At 65.6% G+C, this 18,786-nt stretch carries 19 protein-coding genes; 10 read left to right on the forward strand and 9 right to left on the reverse strand.

Going from position 1 to position 18,786, the window contains the following annotated elements; translation table 11 throughout:
* Together VOI27_RS17245 and VOI27_RS17250 are read right to left on the reverse strand one after the other, a co-directional pair.
* Positions 1 to 719, reverse strand: a 719-nt coding sequence (locus VOI27_RS17245) for a hypothetical protein (RefSeq protein WP_323766792.1), incomplete at its 3' end; no start/stop codon positions are given.
* A gap of 52 nt (positions 720 to 771) precedes the next feature.
* Entirely contained in the window at positions 772 to 1,071 is a 300-nt protein-coding gene (locus VOI27_RS17250) for a metalloregulator ArsR/SmtB family transcription factor (RefSeq protein WP_323766794.1), read from the reverse strand.
* Positions 1,072 to 1,166: 95 nt separating this feature from the next.
* Between VOI27_RS17250 and VOI27_RS17255 the strand changes: the two genes are divergently transcribed.
* From VOI27_RS17255 to VOI27_RS17275, 5 genes are all read left to right on the forward strand, one after another.
* Positions 1,167 to 1,595 (forward strand): YeeE/YedE family protein, encoded by a 429-nt coding sequence (locus VOI27_RS17255; RefSeq protein ID WP_416374688.1) that lies wholly within the window; start codon positions 1,167 to 1,169, stop codon positions 1,593 to 1,595.
* Between the two features lie 10 nt (positions 1,596 to 1,605).
* The gene (locus VOI27_RS17260; RefSeq protein ID WP_323766798.1) at positions 1,606 to 2,046 is read left to right on the forward strand and encodes a YeeE/YedE family protein; all 441 of its coding nucleotides are present in this window, start codon (positions 1,606 to 1,608) and stop codon (positions 2,044 to 2,046) included.
* Positions 2,043 to 2,960, forward strand: coding sequence for an MBL fold metallo-hydrolase (locus VOI27_RS17265; RefSeq protein WP_323766800.1), 918 nt, complete (start codon positions 2,043 to 2,045; stop codon positions 2,958 to 2,960). The genes VOI27_RS17260 and VOI27_RS17265 overlap by 4 nt, the downstream gene beginning before the upstream one ends.
* Before the next feature lie 61 nt (positions 2,961 to 3,021).
* Positions 3,022 to 4,761 (forward strand): SulP family inorganic anion transporter, encoded by a 1,740-nt coding sequence (locus VOI27_RS17270; RefSeq protein ID WP_323766802.1) that lies wholly within the window; start codon positions 3,022 to 3,024, stop codon positions 4,759 to 4,761.
* 122 nt (positions 4,762 to 4,883) lie between these two features.
* The gene (locus VOI27_RS17275) at positions 4,884 to 6,275 is read left to right on the forward strand and encodes an MBL fold metallo-hydrolase (protein ID WP_323766804.1); all 1,392 of its coding nucleotides are present in this window, start codon (positions 4,884 to 4,886) and stop codon (positions 6,273 to 6,275) included.
* A 197-nt stretch (positions 6,276 to 6,472) separates the two neighbouring features.
* Here VOI27_RS17275 and VOI27_RS17280 read toward each other — a convergent pair whose 3' ends face one another.
* Complete coding sequence (locus VOI27_RS17280; RefSeq protein ID WP_323766806.1) at positions 6,473 to 7,210, reverse strand: tripartite tricarboxylate transporter substrate binding protein; 738 nt, start codon at positions 7,208 to 7,210, stop codon at positions 6,473 to 6,475.
* A gap of 116 nt (positions 7,211 to 7,326) precedes the next feature.
* Positions 7,327 to 8,235: a LysR family transcriptional regulator gene (locus VOI27_RS17285; protein ID WP_323766892.1), complete on the reverse strand. Its 909-nt coding sequence runs from the start codon at positions 8,233 to 8,235 to the stop codon at positions 7,327 to 7,329.
* A 91-nt stretch (positions 8,236 to 8,326) separates the two neighbouring features.
* Between VOI27_RS17285 and VOI27_RS17290 the strand changes: the two genes are divergently transcribed.
* Positions 8,327 to 8,590 carry a hypothetical protein gene (locus VOI27_RS17290; RefSeq protein ID WP_323766807.1) on the forward strand — a complete coding sequence of 88 codons (264 nt, stop codon included), beginning with the start codon at positions 8,327 to 8,329 and terminating at the stop codon, positions 8,588 to 8,590.
* Between the two features lie 398 nt (positions 8,591 to 8,988).
* Here VOI27_RS17290 and VOI27_RS17295 read toward each other — a convergent pair whose 3' ends face one another.
* The 3 genes from VOI27_RS17295 to VOI27_RS17305 are packed head-to-tail and all read right to left on the reverse strand — an operon-like array spanning position 8,989 to position 12,349.
* Entirely contained in the window at positions 8,989 to 9,306 is a 318-nt protein-coding gene (locus VOI27_RS17295; protein ID WP_323766809.1) for a hypothetical protein, read from the reverse strand.
* Complete coding sequence (gene ctaD, locus VOI27_RS17300) at positions 9,303 to 11,747, reverse strand: cytochrome c oxidase subunit I (protein ID WP_323766811.1); 2,445 nt, start codon at positions 11,745 to 11,747, stop codon at positions 9,303 to 9,305. Before ctaD ends, VOI27_RS17295 begins: the two co-directional genes overlap by 4 nt.
* The gene (locus VOI27_RS17305; RefSeq protein WP_416374689.1) at positions 11,744 to 12,349 is read right to left on the reverse strand and encodes a cytochrome c oxidase subunit II; all 606 of its coding nucleotides are present in this window, start codon (positions 12,347 to 12,349) and stop codon (positions 11,744 to 11,746) included. Before VOI27_RS17305 ends, ctaD begins: the two co-directional genes overlap by 4 nt.
* Positions 12,350 to 12,418: 69 nt before the next feature.
* Between VOI27_RS17305 and VOI27_RS17310 the strand changes: the two genes are divergently transcribed.
* A complete protein-coding gene (locus VOI27_RS17310; protein ID WP_323766813.1) occupies positions 12,419 to 12,937 on the forward strand; it encodes a DUF2231 domain-containing protein in 519 nt (172 codons plus the stop codon).
* On the opposite strand, the gene VOI27_RS17315 is transcribed toward VOI27_RS17310, so the two are convergent.
* Positions 12,904 to 13,416 carry a CopD family protein gene (locus tag VOI27_RS17315; RefSeq protein WP_323766815.1) on the reverse strand — a complete coding sequence of 171 codons (513 nt, stop codon included), beginning with the start codon at positions 13,414 to 13,416 and terminating at the stop codon, positions 12,904 to 12,906. The genes VOI27_RS17310 and VOI27_RS17315 overlap by 34 nt on opposite strands.
* A complete protein-coding gene (locus VOI27_RS17320; protein WP_323766817.1) occupies positions 13,413 to 14,141 on the reverse strand; it encodes a cytochrome c oxidase assembly protein in 729 nt (242 codons plus the stop codon). The genes VOI27_RS17315 and VOI27_RS17320 overlap by 4 nt, the downstream gene beginning before the upstream one ends.
* A gap of 676 nt (positions 14,142 to 14,817) precedes the next feature.
* On the opposite strand from VOI27_RS17320, the gene VOI27_RS17325 reads away from it, so the two are divergent.
* From VOI27_RS17325 to typA, 3 genes are all read left to right on the forward strand, one after another.
* Positions 14,818 to 16,365, forward strand: a complete 1,548-nt coding sequence (locus VOI27_RS17325) for a trimethylamine methyltransferase family protein (RefSeq protein ID WP_323766819.1) — start codon at positions 14,818 to 14,820, stop codon at positions 16,363 to 16,365.
* A 105-nt stretch (positions 16,366 to 16,470) separates the two neighbouring features.
* Complete coding sequence (locus tag VOI27_RS17330; protein ID WP_323766821.1) at positions 16,471 to 16,803, forward strand: SMR family transporter; 333 nt, start codon at positions 16,471 to 16,473, stop codon at positions 16,801 to 16,803.
* Positions 16,804 to 16,864: 61 nt separating this feature from the next.
* The gene (typA, locus tag VOI27_RS17335) at positions 16,865 to 18,682 is read left to right on the forward strand and encodes a translational GTPase TypA (protein ID WP_323766823.1); all 1,818 of its coding nucleotides are present in this window, start codon (positions 16,865 to 16,867) and stop codon (positions 18,680 to 18,682) included.
* Positions 18,683 to 18,786: the final 104 nt, after the last annotated feature.

Consider the following 18,786-nt stretch of genomic DNA (forward strand, 5'->3'; position numbering starts at 1 on the left):
GGCGGGACGCTCGCAATCAGCGTTCGGTCCGCATGAAACAGGGCGACTACGTCACGCGGCTCGAGTTTCAGGCGGCCGTAGGTTCGTTCGATGAAGTTCGGCTCGAGCGCCGCCACCGCAACCCCGGCGAATTGGCCATCGGTGGACTCGAGGCGACGTGCGACAGGAACAAACCAGCGCGAGACCGACCGGCTCAGGATCGGGCCGCCGACGTAGAAGTCCCTGTTGGCGTCGTCGCGCAACACGCTGAAATACCGCCTGTCCGCGAGCGAGACACGCGGCGTGTCCGGGTAATCGGTGTCGTGGCTGATGTCGCCGTCCGGTCCAATGACGAATAGCGCGCGCACGGTCTCAAGGCGTTCGTTGAGACTGCGAATGAACGTGCGAAATTCTGCGTCGTCTTGCGGGAGGTCCTCGCGTTCGAGCCGAGCGGCGATCGCACGCAATGCAAGGTCGGTCGACTCCAGCGCGGTCCTGCCTTGTTGCGCAAGGAGCGCGCTGATGTTCGCCGCCGCGGTGCGGACGTCGGCCTGCTCGTCCTGCCGTGCGTCGACCACGATCCAGATCGAGGCCACCATGAGCGTTGCCACGGCACCGGCCAGGCCGATCTTCAGGCTCCGGGCATCGCCGGCGAAACGCCGGCGCATCTGGACGCCAAGTCGCCTGATCGCTTGTGTGTTCATACGGCGAATTACACGGCAGGCGGGATCAATACTCAATAGCCTTATCCGTTCAAGTTGCCAGGCAAGTTTCAGTTGACGGTGGACAGCACTAACGCGCGCAATACAGGGCGTGGAGGGTCTCCAGCACCGCCGCGGCTTCATTCCCGGCCAGCCGATAGTAGACCGTCTGGGCTTCGCGTCGCCCCTCGACCAGACCAGCGTCTTTCAGGCGCTTGAGCTGCTGGGACATCGTGGGCTGGGCAACGCCACAGGCCTGCGCGAGCTGGCCAACGGAGAGCTCGCCCTCGACCAGACGGCACAAAATCCGCAGGCGGGCCTCCGAAGCCAGCATCTTCATCAGCTCTGTGGCTTTCCTGATGTCGCCCTCAAGCAGATCGTCTCCCGCCATTACATTCCACCTCTTGAATATTCATGCAGCGATATACATACCGTAGTAGACGGTATCAAGCGCGCGAGGTCCGCGCGACATCACGGAGTCGAGAGATGGAAACTGCATTCACACCCTGGCTGTCGCTCGGCGGCGGCATGATGATCGGCGCATCAGCCGTGTTGCTGATGGCCACGAACGGCCGGATCGCCGGGATCAGCGGCCTGACCTCACGCATCTTTGCCCGCAGCACCGATGGCGAGGCGCGTGGCGTCTCGGCGCTGTTTGTCCTGGGCCTGTTGCTGGCCGCTCCGCTCTGGCTGCTGGTGTCCGGCGATTGGCCTGAGCAATGGGTGCCCGCGAGCCCCATCCTGATGGCGGTGGCCGGCCTGCTTGTCGGCTTTGGCGCCGTCTTTGGCAGCGGCTGCACCTCCGGCCACGGGGTCTGCGGCATCTCGCGCGGCTCGGCGCGGTCTATCGTTGCCACGGCGGTCTTCGTGGCGACCGCCATCCTCACCGTCCTCGTCACCCGTCACCTGATCTGAGGCCCCACCGATGAAACAGATATTTGCCCTAATCTCCGGCCTGATCTTCGGCCTCGGCCTGATCATCTCCGGCATGGCCAATCCTGCCAAGGTGCTGAACTTCCTCGACCTGTTCGGCCGCTGGGACCCAAGCCTGGCTTTCGTGATGGGCGGCGCCATCCTTGTCACGGCGCCCGGTTTCGCCTGGCTTACCCGCGCGCGCAGCCGGCCGTTCTTCGACAGCAAGTTCCGCATTCCGCAAAAGAGTGACCTCGAGCCGAAGCTGATTGTCGGTGCGGCGATCTTCGGAACCGGCTGGGGGCTCGGGGGATTTTGCCCCGGCCCGGCGCTCACCGCCCTTCCCATCGCCGCCACAGGCACCCTCATCTTTGTGCCGTTCATGCTGATCGGCATGTGGGCCGCCCGCCATGTGCCCGACAACCCCTTCTCGCTGAAAGGAGCCACCCAATGAGTGATCCGCTGAAGTCCCGCGTCGTCCGCCATTCGCCCTCGACCGGAGCAGGCAGCCCCGATGTCTGGGGCATCTATGAACCTGACACCGGTTCAATCCAATACATCTGTGCCGATCCGACGACGAAGAAAGCAGCGCTGATCGACGTGGCATGGAACTTCGATCATCGGAACTATCGCTTCTCGACCGAGAGCATGGACCAGGTTCTGGACCTCGTGCGCGAGAACGGTCTGGAAGTTGAGTGGGTGCTCGACACGCATCCGCATGCCGATCACGTGATGGCTTCGGCGCAGCTGAAGGAACGCACCGGCGCACTGAACGCCATCGGGGCTCTGGTTCCCGAGATCGCGAAGATCTGGGCCGATCTTTACAACCTGCCGGATGCCTTCGACCCCGAACGCGATTTCGACCGTCTCTTTGAGGAGGGCGAGACATTCAGTATTGGCGAGCTCGACGTGAAGATCATGCTCTCGCCGGGCCACACACTGGGCTCGATCACCTACGTCTGCGGCGACGCGGCTTTCGTGCATGACACGCTGATGCAGCCCGATATCGGCACCTCGCGCTCGGACTTCCCGGGCGGCAAGACAACCGAGCTCTGGGACTCGATCCAGGAGATCCTGGCGCTGCCGGGCAACACCCGGCTCTTCGTCGGCCATGACTACGGCGGGCCGGACCGCGACGAGCCGATGTGGGAAGCGACGGTTGCAGAGCACAAGGCGAACAACAAGCACGTCAAGGACGGCACCGACCGTGACGACTACATCAAGCGCCGGCAGGAGCGCGACGCGACACTGCCGCTGCCTGACCGCATCCTCGCCGCGCTCCAGGTGAACCTGCGGGGCGGGCGGCTCCCGCCGGCCGAGGATGACGGCAATCATTACTTGAAGCTGCCGGTCAACCGCTTCGACTGAACCTCGGGCGGGTGGTTATCAGGCCACCCGCAAGTTCCTCACTGACCCCGGACCTTTTACCATGTCGTTGTCGCGCTATTTCCCGATCCTTGACTGGGGCCGCAGCTACGATCGTTCTGCGTTCACAGGCGATGCTGTCGCGGCGGTGATCGTCACGATCATGCTGATCCCGCAGTCGCTCGCCTATGCCTTGCTGGCCGGGATGCCGCCCGAGGCCGGGATCTACGCCTCCATCGCGCCGATCCTCCTCTATGCGATCTTTGGCACGTCGCGGGCGCTGGCGGTCGGACCGGTGGCCGTGGTGTCGCTGATGACGGCTGCGGCGGTCGGCAATATCGCCGAAAGCGGCACGGCGGGCTATGTCACGGCGGCGCTGACGCTGGCGGCGCTTTCCGGCGCGATGCTGCTTGCCCTGGGGCTGTTACGCCTGGGCTTCCTGGCCAACTTCCTGTCGCACCCGGTCATCGCGGGCTTCATCACCGCCAGCGGCATTCTGATCGCGGCCAGCCAGTTGCGCCACATCCTCGGCATCGAGGCCGAAGGCCACACGCTGATCGAGATCCTCGCCAGCCTCTGGGCGCATCTGGGTGACGTCAACGTCCTCACCCTCGCACTTGGTGCCTCGGCCACCGCCTTTCTCTACTGGGTGCGCGGCGGGCTGAAGCCGCTTCTGCTGCGTGCGGGCCTCAGCCCCCGGATGGCCGACCTCGGCGCAAAGACCGGCCCGGTTCTGGCCATCGTCGGCACCACGCTGGCCGTCTGGCTTTTCGATCTCGGCGAGCGCGGCGTTGCCATCGTCGGCGAGGTGCCGCAAAGCCTGCCACCGCTCACCCTGCCATCCCTTTCGCCTGACCTGATCCGGCAACTGGCCATGCCAGCGTTGCTGATCTCGATCATCGGCTTCGTGGAATCGATCTCGGTCGCCCAGACCCTCGCCGCGAAGAAGCGCCAGCGCATCGATCCCGACCAGGAACTGATCGGGCTCGGCGCCGCCAACATGGGCGCGGCCTTCACCGGCGGCTTCCCGGTCACCGGCGGCTTCTCGCGCTCTGTGGTCAACTATGACGCCGGCGCCGAGACCCCGGCCGCCGGCGCCTTCACGGCCCTCGGCCTTGCTCTGGCAGCGCTGTTCCTGACGCCACTGATCCACTACCTGCCCAAGGCCACCCTTTCGGCCACGATCATCGTGGCCGTGCTGAGCCTCGTCGACCTGTCGATCCTCAAGCGCGCCTGGGCCTTCAGCCGCGCCGATTTCGCTGCGGTTGCGGTAACGATCCTGCTGACCTTGCTGGCCGGGGTCGAGCTTGGGGTGACGGCAGGTGTCGTCACCTCGATCCTCGTGCATCTCTACAAGACGTCGCGTCCGCATATGGCAGTGGTGGGTCGCGTGCCGGGCACCGAGCATTTCCGCAACGTGCTGCGCCACGAGGTGGAGACCCAGCCGCACGTGCTGTCGCTGCGGGTCGATGAGAGCCTCTATTTTCCGAACGCACGCTACCTCGAGGACCAGCTTGCCGCCTATGCCGCCGACAAGCCGGAACTGACGGACGTGGTGCTGATGTTCCCGGCGGTCAACGAGGTCGACCTCTCGGCGCTGGAATCGCTTGAAGCGATCAACGCCCGGCTCCGCGACGCTGACATCCGCCTGCATCTGAGCGAGGTGAAGGGACCGGTCATGGACCGCCTCAAGCGCAGCCATTTCCTGGAGGAACTGACGGGCGAGATTTTCCTGAGCCAGCACGAGGCCGCGCTGTCTCTGAAAGACGCGGCCGACATCCCGAACAGCGCAACCGGGCGGTAGGCCCACTGCCGGAAATGTTGGTCGCCGGCGACGGCGGCGCAGTCAGCGGAACCTCACCTGTTGAACCGGCCGAATGGGAACACCCTGCGGCAGTCAATGGTTTGTCAGCAGGAGGACCTGAAATGACCCTACGCTTTGAACAGATACTGGCCGACGGGGTCGCCGAATGCTCTTACCTGCTCGGCGACGACTCGGCCCATACCTGCGCCGTTGTCGATCCGCGTCCCGACGTGGAGGTCTATCTCGAGACAGCGCGGCGCTTCGGCATGGCCATCACCCATGTCTTCGAGACCCATATCCATGCCGACTTCCTGAGCGGCGCCCGTGAGCTGGTGGATCGGCTGGGTGGGCAGGCCAAGCTCTATGTCAGCACCGAGGGCGGCGCTGATTACGGCTTTGATCACGAGCCGGTGCGCGACGGGGACCAATTCACCTTTGGTGGCATGCGCATGAAGGCACGCTTCACCCCCGGCCATACGCCGGAGCATATGTCCTACCTGCTCTTCGACGGCGATACCGAGACGCCCTGGGGCGTGCTGTCGGGCGACGCCTTCTTTGTCGACAGCGTTGGCCGGCCGGATCTGCTGGGCGACGACCAGTCCGAGGAGCTGGCCGAGAAGCTCTTTCACACGGTCCGCGACGTCTTCCTGGCGCTGCCAGACGATGTGATCATTTATCCCTGCCACGGTGCTGGCTCGGCCTGTGGGCCGGATATCGGCGACCGGATGTCATCGACCATCGGCTATGAGCGGCGCTTCAACAGCTACGCCCAGATCGAGGATCTGGACGAGTTCAAGGAGGCGATCCTGGGGGATGCACCGCCGGTGCCGACACATTACCCGCGGATGAAGAAGGTGAATTCCGAAGGGCCCGAGGTCCAGCGCAACCTGCCGCGGATCGAACCGATGACCGTGGCGCGCTTTGCCGAGGCGGCAGAGGGAGGCGCGCAGCTTCTCGATGTGCGCGACATGATGGACTTCGGCGCGGGTCACGTGCCCGGAAGCCTCAATATCGGCGCCCGGCCTGAGCTTTCGGTCTGGGCGGGATGGCTGCTCGACCCCGAGAAGCCGCTATACCTCGTCTTGCATGATGACGGCGATCTGTCCGACGTCCTTCGCCTGCTCTGGCGCACCGGTTTCACAAACTTCGGCGGTTACCTCGCCGGGGGGATGGCGGCTTGGCGCGAAGCGGGGCGGGAGTTTGCCCAGATCCCGCAGATCTCCGTGCATGAGCTTAACAAGGCGGAAGATTTGCAACCGCTCGACGTGCGCAAACCTGACGAGTGGGAGGGCGGGCACATCCCCGGCGCCCGACATGCCTTTCTTGGCAAGCTGCGCGAGGAGCTGGAGGACCTCGATCGCTCGACCCCCTATGCCACCTATTGCGCCAGCGGTTTCCGCGCCTCGATTGCCGCGAGCCTGCTGAAGAAGAATGGCTTCGAGCAGGTGCGCAATGTGCCCGGAAGCTGGAAGGCCTGGCAGGCCGCCGACTACGAAACTGAAAAACCGAGTTAAGGAGGACACCATGCAAGATACAGTTCAGATCAACGACCGCTTCACCATCGCCAAGTTCGCGCCCAGAACTTGTTACCCTTGGTGGACACGCCTTCGCACTGACGACCGGAGGTTCACTCTATCCGAGTTCGACTCTGGCCCGTCTCTTTGCAGGCTTACCAACCGGACACTTATGCGAATGGATCGGATCATGTTCCTCAACCACCTGGCAGGGTGCCGCTGGTCTTCCAGTTTGGCGGCCACCTTTCTGGCGCCGCGGGCGAGCGTTCCGGCGTGGTGATGGCCAGAGCCTTGATCGCGCCGGCGTTGATCTGGCCGACGTTCTGGGTAAGCGCGTCGAACTGATAGTCGATGACACCGGCCAGGAGATCGTTCATTGCCTCGGCGGAGCCCTTGTAGGCGACATGTTCCATGTTCAGCCCGGCCGACATGTTGAGCATCTCGCCACTGACATGGTTCATCGTGCCGTGGCCGCCGGAACCGAACAAGATGGAATCCGACCCGGCCTTGGCCTCGGACAGAAACTCTTCGAGCGTGCCGACAGAGGTGCTCTGGGATGCGAGAAGAACGGCGGGGATATAGCCAAGAATGGTGACGTCGTCGAAATCCGCAACCGGGTCATAGCTCAACCCGGGATAGGTGAAGGGCGCGATTCCGTTGGCGGACACGTTGGACAGGAAGAAGGTGTAACCGTCAGGCGCCGTTTCGGCCACTTTGGCCGCCGCGATGGTCGAGGCCGCGCCCGGCAGGTTCTCGACGATGACTTCGGTTCCCAGGTCTTCGCTGACCAGCGGCGCAATCAGTCTTGCCACCAGATCACTGGATCCGCCAGGGGTAAAGCCGACGACAATCCGGATGGTGTTGCTGGGCCAGTCCTCGGCATAGGCTGGTGCGGTCGACAGAGCGGTTACGAGAGCAATCAAGCTGCTGCGCATGTTGTGACGTCTCCTGAATGATGCGCCGCCCTGGAGGCTGTGCGCGATGACCCAAGCATGCCCGGCTGACAGAGCGATAAAAGAGCAAAGAATCGCTATATGTGTGCGCAAAAAGGTTACACACTCGCCCCGAGGTCCGCGAAGGCACGCCGAAAGGTCTCGGCAAGCTTGGCTTGCAGCGGCTCCAGCGAGCCCTTGGCGCGGCTGACCAGCTTGAGGGTCTGGCCCGGCACATGCGGATCGGCCAGCGGCACATGTCTCAAGGCGCCATCGGTGACGTCCGCGACGAGATCGACCGCGGCGAGAATGGTGATCCCCGTGCCTTCGCGGACGAAGGCCTTGCGCAGTTCAACCGAATTCGACACGACAACGACGTTCGGATCGATCCGGGTTTCGGCAAAAGCCACGTCCAGCAGCACCCGAATGCCACTGCCCCGCGGCGGAAGGATCAGCCTCTCGCCAACGCAATCGTTCAGCCGCAGCGCCGGTCGGCGGGCCAGGACGTGATTCGGCCGGACCACGACACCAAGCGGCTGGTGCATGCTTGCCAAGGTCGTGAGAGCGGGATCGCGCGGCAGATCGAAGCTGAGCCCGAGATCGGCATCCCCTGCCCCCACCGCCTGCACAATCTCTTCCGAAGACAAAGTGTCGATCTTGAGATCGACCATCGGGTGCGCCTCGCAGAACCGCGCCGCCGTCGACGCGATGAACGACGACATCAACCCCGAGGCCGCCACCAACCGCACGGTGCCGGCCTGCAGTCCCTTGAGGTCCCGCAGCCGCGCGTCCATCATGTTCAATTCGCTGTCCATTCGGCGGATATGGCTGACCACGACCTCGCCGGCACTGGTCAGCTTCATGCCCCGCGGCAGCCGGTCAAAAAGCGGCATGCCGAGCGCACGCTCGAATTCCAGGATCTGTCGGTTCACGGCCGAGGGGGCAATGTTCAAAATTTCCGACGCCTTGCGGACCGAGCCGTGGCGCGCCACAGCATCGATATAGCGAACAAGTCTGGACTTGAGCATAGAGGGCTCCGCTCTCGGTGGGCCGGAGTTCGGGACAACTTGCGGCAATGCATGTCACATTGGCTGACAGGCCCACCCCGGTAAACCGCAGATGTCTTCTGCCAACTGCGATGCGCATTTACGTGGCGAAGCGAAGCAAGCGTGCAAGCCCCTGTGGACGTTAGCGATTGCAATCAAACTCGCATGGCAAGTAAAACCCGGCATGCACGCTCGGGAAGCCGGTCAAGAAGAGTTGCACGGAGCTTCAGAAATAACGCCACTCAGTCTGTCCGGTGCCGATGCTGACACGCTTTTCGGGGATCATCGCGGCCTGCCCCATCAACAGGACGTCCAGCCCTTTGTTTCGCCGTTGTAGACGATATGAGAACGGTGCTTAGGACCACGGTCAGGTCGCCTCACCTGAGAAGAAACTGATGAACTTCTGCATAGGTGAATGACTATGTCCTTTTACTATGTCACCTGATCCGCCATATCATCACTGACTGTCGTTGGCAGGACGCATACAGAAACGGTCTTGAAATCCGTTGTCCTTTCAGGGGGACCCAAGTTACAAATCCCTGTCCATCCGCCACTATCCCACTGATATCGCTTCATATAGCAAAACTTGTGAGGGGAAGTGCACTTGCGGCATTGCGCCTTCAAATTGCGAGCAATCACTTTACTTCGGCCCCGGCCCGTGGTCGGAAAACACTGGAACGCGGCCGTATCAGCGGTCCTAGCGAACCAATGCAGCCTGGATACCGCCTGCGGTATTCAGAGGCAGTGCGACACCGTCAGCACCGGCATCAGGGTCCAGACCGAGCTGACCAGCGCCACCACCCCGAGGCCGAGGCTGATGTGGCGGATCACCGGATCGGAGGCAGACCAGATCGAGCTGCGCAGCACCCCGATCAGTGCGACCTGCAGCACCAGAACCACCGCCGCCGCCGCGATCAGCAGCCCGCGGCCCGGCAGATCGTCCCCCGCCACCGCCCAGCGGCTCGAGCATAGCAGGCCGTGGAGCCCGTAGATCGCCGAGAACCCCGCCAGCCAGAGCGTCAGCGGCAGGGCGATGCGCAGGATGCTGGTCATGACAGTGCCCCCGGCAGCCCCGCCGCCGCGGCGATCACCAGCGAGGTCAGCACCGTGTAGCTGCACCAGAGCCGCAGCACCCGTCGCGCGCCGTAAAGCGTGGCCGGCGCGTGGCCGGCCTGTTGCCGCGCCGCGACCAGGGCGGTCATCAGCAGGCAGACCGCCTGGTGCAGCAGACCATAGCCCACCAGCACCCAGACCGTGGCGTCATAGGCATGCGCCACCGAGTCAGGCACCTCGGTCAACAGGATGACACCGGCCGCCATCATCAGCCCCAGGCCCAGCGCGGCTACCGTCAGGCTCAGTCGCGCGCCGATCACCGTCAGACCGGCGCCGCCCAACACCAGAAGCGCCCCCGGAAACCCGGGCTCGGCATAGGACGCCGGCGGCCAGTTGGGTGCCACGGTCCAAAGGAAGGCATAGCCGAAGAGCAACGAGCCGAAGAAGGTACCATCGGCCAAGAGCAGGAACAGCGAACCCCACCAGCCGGGCGGGTCCGACGCCTCGGCGGCGGTGCCGAGCGACAGGCCGCGGCCCGCCGGCAAGGGTCCCTCGGGACGGCTGCGCCCGAGGCTCCAGACCCAGTGCAGCGCGCAGGCGATCACCCCGAGCGCCGAGATCGGCACCAGCCAGTAGGCCTTGAGCAGCATGCCGAGAAAGAACAGCCCCGTCACCGCCGACATGACCACCGGCAGCGCAGTATTGCCCGGAAAGACCACGATGTAGCGCGGTCTGGCACTGGCGATATCGATGGTCAGAGTCTCGCGGCGGTTGCGGGACGGATCGCCGAGGTAGCCTTCGCCGCGGGCCAGCTGGGCCGGCAGGTCCGGGGTGTCATAAAGCGGATCGCGCGAACCTATCTGCGGCAGGCTGGCAAAGTTGTAGGCCGGCGGCGGTGTCGTCATCGCCCATTCCAGCGTGCCGGCCCCCCAGGGATCGCGCGAGCCGCGGATCGCCACCAGCGCGTTGATCGCCACGTCGACCAGCACCAGCGCAAAGCCGATGGCCATGACAAAGCTGCTGACCGAGGCGATGAGGTTGATCAGCTCCCAGCCCTGGCCGAGATCAAAGGTATCGATCCGCCGCCGCATCCCCATCAAGCCGGCCCAATGCAGCAGCAGGAAGGTGCCGTGAAAGCCACAGAACACCAGCCAGAAGGCGGTAGGGCCCAGCTTGAAATAGGTCCGTCGCCCGGTAAAATGCGGCATCCAGTAATAGAGCGCCGCCAGCATCGGAAAGACGAAACCGCCGACCAGCACGTAATGCAGGTGGGCGACGATGAAATAGGTGTCATGCGCCTGCCAGTCGAAGGGCACAATGGCCACCATCACCCCGGTCAGCCCGCCGATCACGAAGGTGGCAAAGAAGGCCAGAAGCCAGAGCATCGGCAGGTGCAGCTGTGGCCGGCCCTTGGCGATGGTGCCGATCCAGGCAAATATCTGCACCGCCGTGGGCACCGCCACAAGCGTCGAGGCGGCGGAAAAGAACGCCAGCCCCATGTGCGGAATGCCGGTGGTGAACATGTGATGCACCCAGAGCCCGAAGCTCAGCACTGCCAGAGACACCGCCGCCGCCACGATCCAGCCGTAGCCCATCAGCCTTGTGCGCGCCATCACCGGCAGGATGGTCGAGATCGCGCCCGCCGCCGGCAGGAAGATGATGTATACCTCCGGGTGGCCGAAGAGCCAGAACAGGTGCTGCCACAGCAGCGCATCGCCGCCTTGGGCCACCTGAAAGAACGGCAGGCCGAAGGCGCGTTCGAGCTCGAGCAGGATCGAGCCGAGGATCAGCGGCGGAAAGCCGGTCAGGATCATCACCGCCGTCACCAGCGCGTACCAGGCAAAGATCGGCATCTGCGACAGCTTCATCCCCGGCGCGCGATAGCGCAGCACGGTGACGGTGATCTCGACCGCCGCCGCAATTGCCGAGATCTCGACGAATGTGATGCCGATCAGCCAGAAATCCGGGTTGATGCCCGGCGCGCCGAGGGTCGAGGACAGCGGCGGATACATGAACCAGCCGCTGTCGGGCGCGAGGCCCGCCAGCAGCGCAAAGATCATCATCCCGCCGCCGAAGACATAGCACCAGAAGCCGTAGGCGGTGAGCCGCGGAAAGGCCAGATCGCGGGTGCCCAGCAGCTTTGGCAAAAGATAGACCGCAAGCCCCTCGAAGAAGGGGATCGCGAAGAGGAACATCATGATCGTCCCGTGCATGGTGAAGATCTGATTGTAATGATCCGGCCCGAGAAAGGCCGAGCGCGGCGTCGCCAGCTGCGCCCGGATCAGCATCGCCAGAAGGCCGCCGACCACGAAGAAGAAAGTCGCCACGGTCAGGAACATGCGCCCGAGGTCGGTGTGGTTGACGCTGGTGAACCAGCCTTTCCAGCCGGGGTCCGAGGCCCAGATCCGGGTCAGGGCCCGGTGGCGGCGCAGCGCGTTCATGGTGTCTCTCCCGTCACGAAGGCCTGCCAGTCCGCGGCGTCATGGGCGATCACCTCGAAGCCGTGGTCGCGGTAGCCGCGCCCGCTGAATTCGGCGCTGAGGCCCTGGTAGCGGCCCGGCGCATAGGCCTCGATCCTGAGCGTGTTGACATGGCCCGGCACCGCGTCGAGCTTGCCCGCCAGCCGCGGCACCCAGAAGGAATGCACCACATCCGCCGTGGTGATCGCCACGTCGACCGGGCGGCCGGCGGGAATGTGCAGGATGTCTTCGGTCTCGCGCCCGGGCGCGTCGTCATAGGCAAAGCGCCAGGCCCATTGCCGCGCCTCGGCATGGACGGTGACCACCTCCGGCGCGGCCCGCGGCAGCAACCGCTCGCCCACCACCACGCCATAGGCCAGAAGCGCCGAGAGCACCACCAGCGGCAAGCCGAGGCCCAGCCCGATGACAAAACGCCGCTCGTCGGTGGCACCCGGCGGGCGGCGCCAGGCCCAGACCAGAAGCGCCGCGACGAACAGGCAGATAACCGTTGCACCGGCCAGCAGGACCCACCACAACGTGGCAATGACCGCCGCCGCGGGGCCGGCCGGATGCAGCGTCGACAAGGTTTCTTCGCAACCCGAGAGCGCCAGCAGCGTTACACCGGCACACCCCGACCGCAAAAGGACAGCCCGATGCCGAGAGAGCCCGAAGAAAACGCCATCGACAGCCTGCAGGACCCGATCGCCCAGTCTCCGGGCTATGACGACACCGAGACCAACGTCGGCATCTGGGGCCATCCGATCCATGCCATGAGCGTGGCCTTTCCAGTGGCGCTGACCTTCTGCACCTTCGGCGCCGATGCGCTTTACTGGTGGTCGGGAGAGCTGTTCTGGGCGCGCGCGGCGGTCTGGGCGGCGGGCACCGCATTTCTGTTTGGTCTGGCTGCCGGCGCCACCGGCACCGCCGAGCTGCTGCTGGTGCCCGGCATCCGCGCCCGCGCCCCCGCCTGGACGCATTTCGTCATCGCGGTGATGCTGCTGTCGCTGCTCGGTCTGAACTGGGGCACACGGATGCAGGGCTACGAGAGCGCGATCCTGCCCTACGGCATCCTGCTGTCGGCGTTCAACGTGCTGGTGGTGATGGTGACGGGCTGGCATGGCGGAAAACTCGTGTTCGATTATCGTCTGGGCACGTCGAAGGGCAGCGGCTGACCGCGCGGCTCGTGCAGCCAGTCGGGCAGCGGCACCTCGCCCAGTTCCGGCTTTGCCAGCACCAGCGTCAGGATGCCGAGGATCAGCGCCACCAGCAGCGTGATCGCGACGCCCATACCTTTCGGGCCATGCGGCGCCTTGCGACGCTCCGCCACAGCCACCACCGCATAGCCGACCCAGACGTGAAAGGTGACCAGCAGGGCCACCGCCACCAGCTTGACGAACATCCAGGTGACAAAGACCTCGCGCAGGAAGATCAGCGCCGTGCCAGAGGCGATGGCGATCACCGCCGCCGGGGTGACGCAGAGCGTATAGGCGAAATGGGTGGCCTTGCGCATCCGGGTGTAATCGCTCTGGCCGATCGCCGGGTCGTGCCGCGCCAGCATCAGCGGCAGGGCAAAGAGCCCGGCGCACCACAAGAGCAGCATCGCCACGTGCAGCGCCTTGAGATGCGGGATCACCCCGGTGAGCCAGTTCATGCAGCGCCCTGCCCCCGGCCCGGGTTGGCCGCCGCCTGCCAGCTGCGCCGCGCCAGCAGGGCAATCATCGCCAGATAGGGCAGCATCGCCGGCACCCACATGATCAGCCCGCCGAGTTGCTGGTCGGCGAGCGGCGTCAGCCCCCAGTCCAACGGCGCCAGCGCATGGGCGGCATAGAGCGGTGCCGGCGCAAAGGTCAAAAGCGCCCCGAGCGCGCCCATCTGCATCAGCCCGGCCAGCGCCCAGAGCACCGCCTCGATGCCGACCGCGGCCGAGAGCACCGCGCGCCAGAACCAGATCGCCGAGGCCAGCAGCGTCGTTTGCATCAGCCAGTAGACGGCGATGTCGCCCAGAGCCGCGTCATAGGCCGCCGGCTGGTGCCAGCCCCAGAGCACCGCGGTCGAGACCAGAAAGGCCAGCCCCGGATGCGCTGCCCGCCGTGGCAGGGCCGCCGCCAGCAAGGGGGCCGCCACGGCGACCAGCAACACATGATGCACCACCCGGGCCGAGAACAGCGCCACCGAGACCGCGCAGATCGGCGAGACGAAGGCCACCGCCAGCACCGCGACCCCGGCCAGCCCCTGCGGGCTGCGCCGCACGATCAGCGCGGCCAGTGCGAGGACGGCCAGCAGCAAAGGGTCAAGGTTCCAGACCAAGAGCGCCTGCGCCGGGAGGGGGGCGGCGCCGCAATAGCTTCCCGGCAGGATCTCGAGGGGCATCAACATAGGGGTTCCACTTTCGGCCTGCGGGGCGGGCAGCAGGGCTTTGAGCGTGTCGCATGTTACCGTCGAACTATTGCGCAATGCGCTTCGGTCAACAACTGTCGCAACACAAGGAGCCGGATTTTTGCAGGCGATACGGTCTCTTCCGCGAAGGGTGCGGCCGATCCCGCGCCGGACCTGATCCGGCGCCTCTCCCTCTAGGGTCCCGCGACGGCCAAGAGCAAACACCCCGGCCCGGAGCAAGGGCGCAGCCCGCACGTCTTTGGCAGACACGATGCAGGAGGCCAGCGGCTGGCTTCCCCAACGCATCAAAGCCAGTTATCCCCGGCACGCCTTTGGCGTGACAGGTGGCCGCTTTGGCTGCGGCAGGCGCGTCGGTGAGCGCGCATGCGGGCTTTACATGCTTGCCATGCAGAACTGTCGCTCTGGCGCCCCGCAGGCCGCCACGGGTCAGGTTCAGCGTCGCCGCGCGCCGAAAGCGACGCCATGTCGCAAACGGGCCAGACGCCGCGGGCATTCCGCGCAAAGCTCGCGGGATTGGCGGGAGCGCGTGGATGACCGGCAGGGAATGCCTTCACATCATCACTTGCAGGACCATCGGCGCCGGCCGGGGTCGTGCCGCACGCGGCAGGCCCCTAGGGCGCTGAGCCCACCCCTTCCCTCTCCGCCGGAGCCCGACATGAAAGACCACCCACAGACCAAACCCGCCCGCATGGGCGGCCGCGCCGCGCGCCGCGCGGCCCGCGCCGCCAAGCTCGCCGAGCATCTGCGGCCGATCCGCCCCGGCATGGCCGGCGGCACCCTGCGGCCGCTGACCGCGCCGCAGATGGCGCGCATCCATGCCGCCGCGCTGGAACTGCTCGAGACCGTCGGCCTCGCCGATGCCCCGCCCAGCGGCATCACGGCGCTGACCGGCGCCGGCGCGGTGCTGGGCACCGACGGCCGGCTGCGCTTTCCAGCGGCGCTGATCGAGGACACCATCGCCAGCGCCAATCGCGCCATCACCCTGCATGGCCGCGACCCGAGCCAGGACCTGCAGCTCGGCGGCACGCGGGTACATTACGGCACCGCCGGCGCGGCGGTGCACATGGTCGATCACGACGGGCGCAACTACCGCGAAAGCACCCTGCAGGACCTGCATGACGCGGCGCGGATCGCCGACACGCTCGACAATATCCATTTCGTCCAGCGCCCGATGGTGCCGCGCGACATCCCAGACCCCTTCGAGATGGACATCAACACGCTCTATGCCTGCGTCTCTGGCACCACCAAGCACATCGGCACATCGTTCACCGAGGCCGCCAACGTCGGCCCGGCGCTCGAGCTGCTGCATCTGGTGGCCGGCGGCGAGGAGGCCTGGCGGGCGCGGCCCTTCGTGTCGAACTCCAACTGCTTTGTCGTGCCGCCGCTGAAATTCGCCACCGAGAGCTGCCTCGTGATGGAGGCCTGCATCCGCGGCGGCATCCCCGTCCTGCTGCTCTCGGCCGGACAGGCCGGTGCCACCGCCCCCGCGTCGATCGCCGGTGCCATCGTGCAGGCGACGGCGGAATGCCTGGCCGGGCTGGTCTATGTCAACGCGGTCAAACCCGGCCACCCGGCGATCTTCGGCACCTGGCCTTTCGTGTCGGACCTGCGCACCGGCGCGATGTCCGGCGGCTCTGGCGAGCAGGCGTTGCTGACCGCGGGCTGCGCGCAGATGCACGCCTTCTATGACCTGCGCGGCGGCGCGGCGGCGGGGATCGCCGACAGCAAACTGCCCGACATGCAGGCCGGCTGGGAGCAGATGTGCTCGAACGTCATGGCGGGGTTGTCGGGGCTGAACATGGTCTACGAGGCGGCGGGGATGCATGCCTCTCTGCTGGGCTTCTGCCACGAGAGCCTGATCCTCGGCGACGACCTGATCGGCCAGGCCCTGCGTTGCGTCCGCGGCATTGAGGTGACCGAGGATACGGTCTCGGTCGAGGTGATCCGCGAGGTCTGCCTCTCCGGGCCGGGGCATTACCTCGGCACCGATCAGACCCTCGGGCTGATGCAGACCGACTATGTCTACCCGGCGCTCGGCGACCGGTCCTCGCCCAAGGAATGGCAGGAACTGGGGCGGCCCGAGCTGCTGGTCAAGGCCACGGCGCGCAAGCTCGCGATCCTGGCCGAGCGCGCGCCCGCGCGGCTGGCGGCGGAGGTGGATGCGGCGATCCGGGCGAGGCTGCCGATCCACTTGCCGGCGTAGCGGTTTTGTGAGAGGCCGGGACCGGGGGCCAGCCCCCGGACCCCCGCGGTATTTTTGAACAGAAGAAGCCGGGGGATCGTGTCCAGTCTGAAAGGAGCCTGTGGGATGCCAGCCTATCTTGCGCTCGTGCTTGCCGTCGCGGCGGAAACCGTCGGCACCTCGGCGCTGCAGGCCAGCCAGCAGTTCTCGCGCTTCTGGCCCTCGGTGCTGGTGGTGGTGGCCTATGCGCTGGCCTTCTACCTGCTGGCGCTGACCCTCAGGACGATCCCGGTGGGGGTGGCCTATGCGCTCTGGTCGGGGCTGGGGATCGTGTTCATCGCGGTGATCGGCGCGCTGGTGTTCCAGCAGAAACTCGATCTGCCGGCGGTGATCGGGATGGGCATGATCATCGGCGGAATTGCCGTGATCCAGCTGTTTTCCGCGGCCGCGACACATTAGGTCTGGCATTTCGGGGCGCGCGGCGATAGGTGGCGCGCAACTCCGACATAAAGGCATCTCGATGGACCTTCGCAATATCGCGATTATCGCGCACGTTGACCATGGCAAAACCACACTCGTTGACGAGCTTCTGAAACAATCCGGCGCCTTCCGGGCCAACCAGGCCGTGGACGAGCGTGCCATGGACAGCAACGATCTCGAGCGCGAGCGCGGCATCACGATCTTTGCCAAGCCGACCTCGGTCGAGTGGAAGGGCCACCGCGTCAATATCGTCGACACCCCCGGCCACGCCGATTTCGGCGGCGAGGTCGAGCGCATCCTGTCGATGGTCGATGGCGTTGTCCTGCTGGTCGATGCGGCTGAAGGCCCGATGCCGCAGACCAAATTCGTGACCTCCAAGGCGCTGGCGCTGGGGCTGCGGCCGATCGTGGTGCTCAACAAGGTCGACAAGCCCGATGCCGAGCCGGACCGCGCGCTCGACGAATGCTTCGACCTCTTCGCCTCGCTCGACGCCAATGACGACCAGCTGGATTTCCCGCATATGTATGCGTCTGGCCGCAACGGCTGGGCCGATCACGAGCTTGACGGGCCACGCAAGGACCTGACCGCGCTCTTCGATCTGGTGCTCAACCACGTGCCGGCCCCCAAGCAGATCAAGCATCGCGACGAGGACTTCCGCATGCTGGCCACCACCCTGGGCGCCGATCCCTTTGTCGGCCGCATCCTGACCGGCCGGGTCGAGACCGGCAAGCTCAAGGTCGGCGCCACGGTGCAGGCGCTGTCGCGCATCGGCCAGAAGATCGAACAGTTCCGCGTCACCAAGATCCAGGCCTTCCGCGGTCTGGGCCAGCAGGACATCGAAGAGGCGCAGGCCGGCGACATCGTCTCGATCGCCGGCATGTCCAAGGCCACCGTGGCCGACACGATCTGTGCGCTGGCCGTCGACGAGCCGCTCGATGCCCAGCCGATCGACCCGCCGACCATCACCGTGACCTTCGGCATCAACGACAGCCCGCTCGCGGGCCGTGACGGCAAGAAGGTGCAGTCCCGCGTCATCCGCGAGCGGCTGATGAAGGAAGCCGAGAGCAACGTCGCGATCAAGATCGCCGACACGCCGGGCGGCGAGGCCTTCGAGGTCTCGGGCCGCGGCGAATTGCAGATGGGCGTGCTGATCGAGAACATGCGCCGCGAGGGGTTCGAGCTGTCGATCTCGCGTCCGCAGGTGATCATGAAGGACGACAACGGCACCCGCATGGAGCCGGTCGAGGAAGCCACCATCGACGTCGATGACGAATACTCCGGCGCGGTGATCGAGAAACTGACCGGCGCCCGCAAGGGCGAGCTGGCCGAGATGCGCCCGGCCGGCGCCGGCAAGACCCGGATCATCGCCCATGTGCCCTCGCGCGGGCTGATTGGCTACCACGGCGAGTTTCTCACCGACACCCGCGGCACCGGCGTGCTGAACCGCGTCTTCCACGGCTGGACGCCGCACAAGGGGCCGATCCCGGGCCGTCGTGCCGGGGTGCTGATTTCGATGGAGAACGGCGAGGCGGTGGCCTATGCGCTGTGGAACCTCGAGGATCGCGGCAAGATGTTCATCGGCGCCCAGGCCAAGGTCTATCAAGGCATGATTATCGGCGAGCATTCGCGCGAAAACGATCTGGAAGTGAACCCGCTGAAGGGCAAGAAGCTGACCAACGTGCGGGCCTCCGGCACCGACGAGGCAGTGCGGCTGACCACGCCGGTGACGCTCTCGCTGGAAGAGGCGATTGCCTATATCAACGACGACGAGCTGGTCGAAGTGACGCCCACCTCGGTGCGTCTGCGCAAGCGCTTCCTTGACCCGCATGAGCGCAAGCGGATGTCGAAGGCGGGCTGAGCCGCCTAGCAGTCTGGAAACGGCAAAGGCCGGGCGTGATGCCCGGCCTTTTCGCGTTTTTGTGGGGGGAGACCCGAGATCCCTGGTGTGGCGGTGGGTTGGAA

It is taken from the genome of Marinovum sp., from assembly GCF_034669705.1.
Lineage (GTDB): Bacteria > Pseudomonadota > Alphaproteobacteria > Rhodobacterales > Rhodobacteraceae > Marinovum.

What these genes read in the sequence shown, in the direction of transcription:
- typA (WP_323766823.1), top strand. Translation starts at nt 16,865, where the DNA reads ATGGACCTTCGCAATATCGCGATTATCGCGCACGTTGACCATGGCAAA.
- ctaD (WP_323766811.1), bottom strand. Translation starts at nt 11,747, where the DNA reads ATGAACGCGCTGCGCCGCCACCGGGCCCTGACCCGGATCTGGGCCTCG.
- VOI27_RS17265 (WP_323766800.1), top strand. Translation starts at nt 2,043, where the DNA reads ATGAGTGATCCGCTGAAGTCCCGCGTCGTCCGCCATTCGCCCTCGACC.
- VOI27_RS17285 (WP_323766892.1), bottom strand. Translation starts at nt 8,235, where the DNA reads ATGCTCAAGTCCAGACTTGTTCGCTATATCGATGCTGTGGCGCGCCAC.
- VOI27_RS17260 (WP_323766798.1), top strand. Translation starts at nt 1,606, where the DNA reads ATGAAACAGATATTTGCCCTAATCTCCGGCCTGATCTTCGGCCTCGGC.
- VOI27_RS17325 (WP_323766819.1), top strand. Translation starts at nt 14,818, where the DNA reads ATGAAAGACCACCCACAGACCAAACCCGCCCGCATGGGCGGCCGCGCC.
- VOI27_RS17330 (WP_323766821.1), top strand. Translation starts at nt 16,471, where the DNA reads ATGCCAGCCTATCTTGCGCTCGTGCTTGCCGTCGCGGCGGAAACCGTC.
- VOI27_RS17270 (WP_323766802.1), top strand. Translation starts at nt 3,022, where the DNA reads ATGTCGTTGTCGCGCTATTTCCCGATCCTTGACTGGGGCCGCAGCTAC.
- VOI27_RS17295 (WP_323766809.1), bottom strand. Translation starts at nt 9,306, where the DNA reads ATGACCAGCATCCTGCGCATCGCCCTGCCGCTGACGCTCTGGCTGGCG.
- VOI27_RS17275 (WP_323766804.1), top strand. Translation starts at nt 4,884, where the DNA reads ATGACCCTACGCTTTGAACAGATACTGGCCGACGGGGTCGCCGAATGC.
- VOI27_RS17255 (WP_416374688.1), top strand. Translation starts at nt 1,167, where the DNA reads ATGGAAACTGCATTCACACCCTGGCTGTCGCTCGGCGGCGGCATGATG.
- VOI27_RS17315 (WP_323766815.1), bottom strand. Translation starts at nt 13,416, where the DNA reads ATGAACTGGCTCACCGGGGTGATCCCGCATCTCAAGGCGCTGCACGTG.
- VOI27_RS17320 (WP_323766817.1), bottom strand. Translation starts at nt 14,141, where the DNA reads ATGTTGATGCCCCTCGAGATCCTGCCGGGAAGCTATTGCGGCGCCGCC.
- VOI27_RS17290 (WP_323766807.1), top strand. Translation starts at nt 8,327, where the DNA reads ATGTCTTCTGCCAACTGCGATGCGCATTTACGTGGCGAAGCGAAGCAA.
- VOI27_RS17280 (WP_323766806.1), bottom strand. Translation starts at nt 7,210, where the DNA reads ATGCGCAGCAGCTTGATTGCTCTCGTAACCGCTCTGTCGACCGCACCA.
- VOI27_RS17250 (WP_323766794.1), bottom strand. Translation starts at nt 1,071, where the DNA reads ATGGCGGGAGACGATCTGCTTGAGGGCGACATCAGGAAAGCCACAGAG.
- VOI27_RS17310 (WP_323766813.1), top strand. Translation starts at nt 12,419, where the DNA reads ATGCCGAGAGAGCCCGAAGAAAACGCCATCGACAGCCTGCAGGACCCG.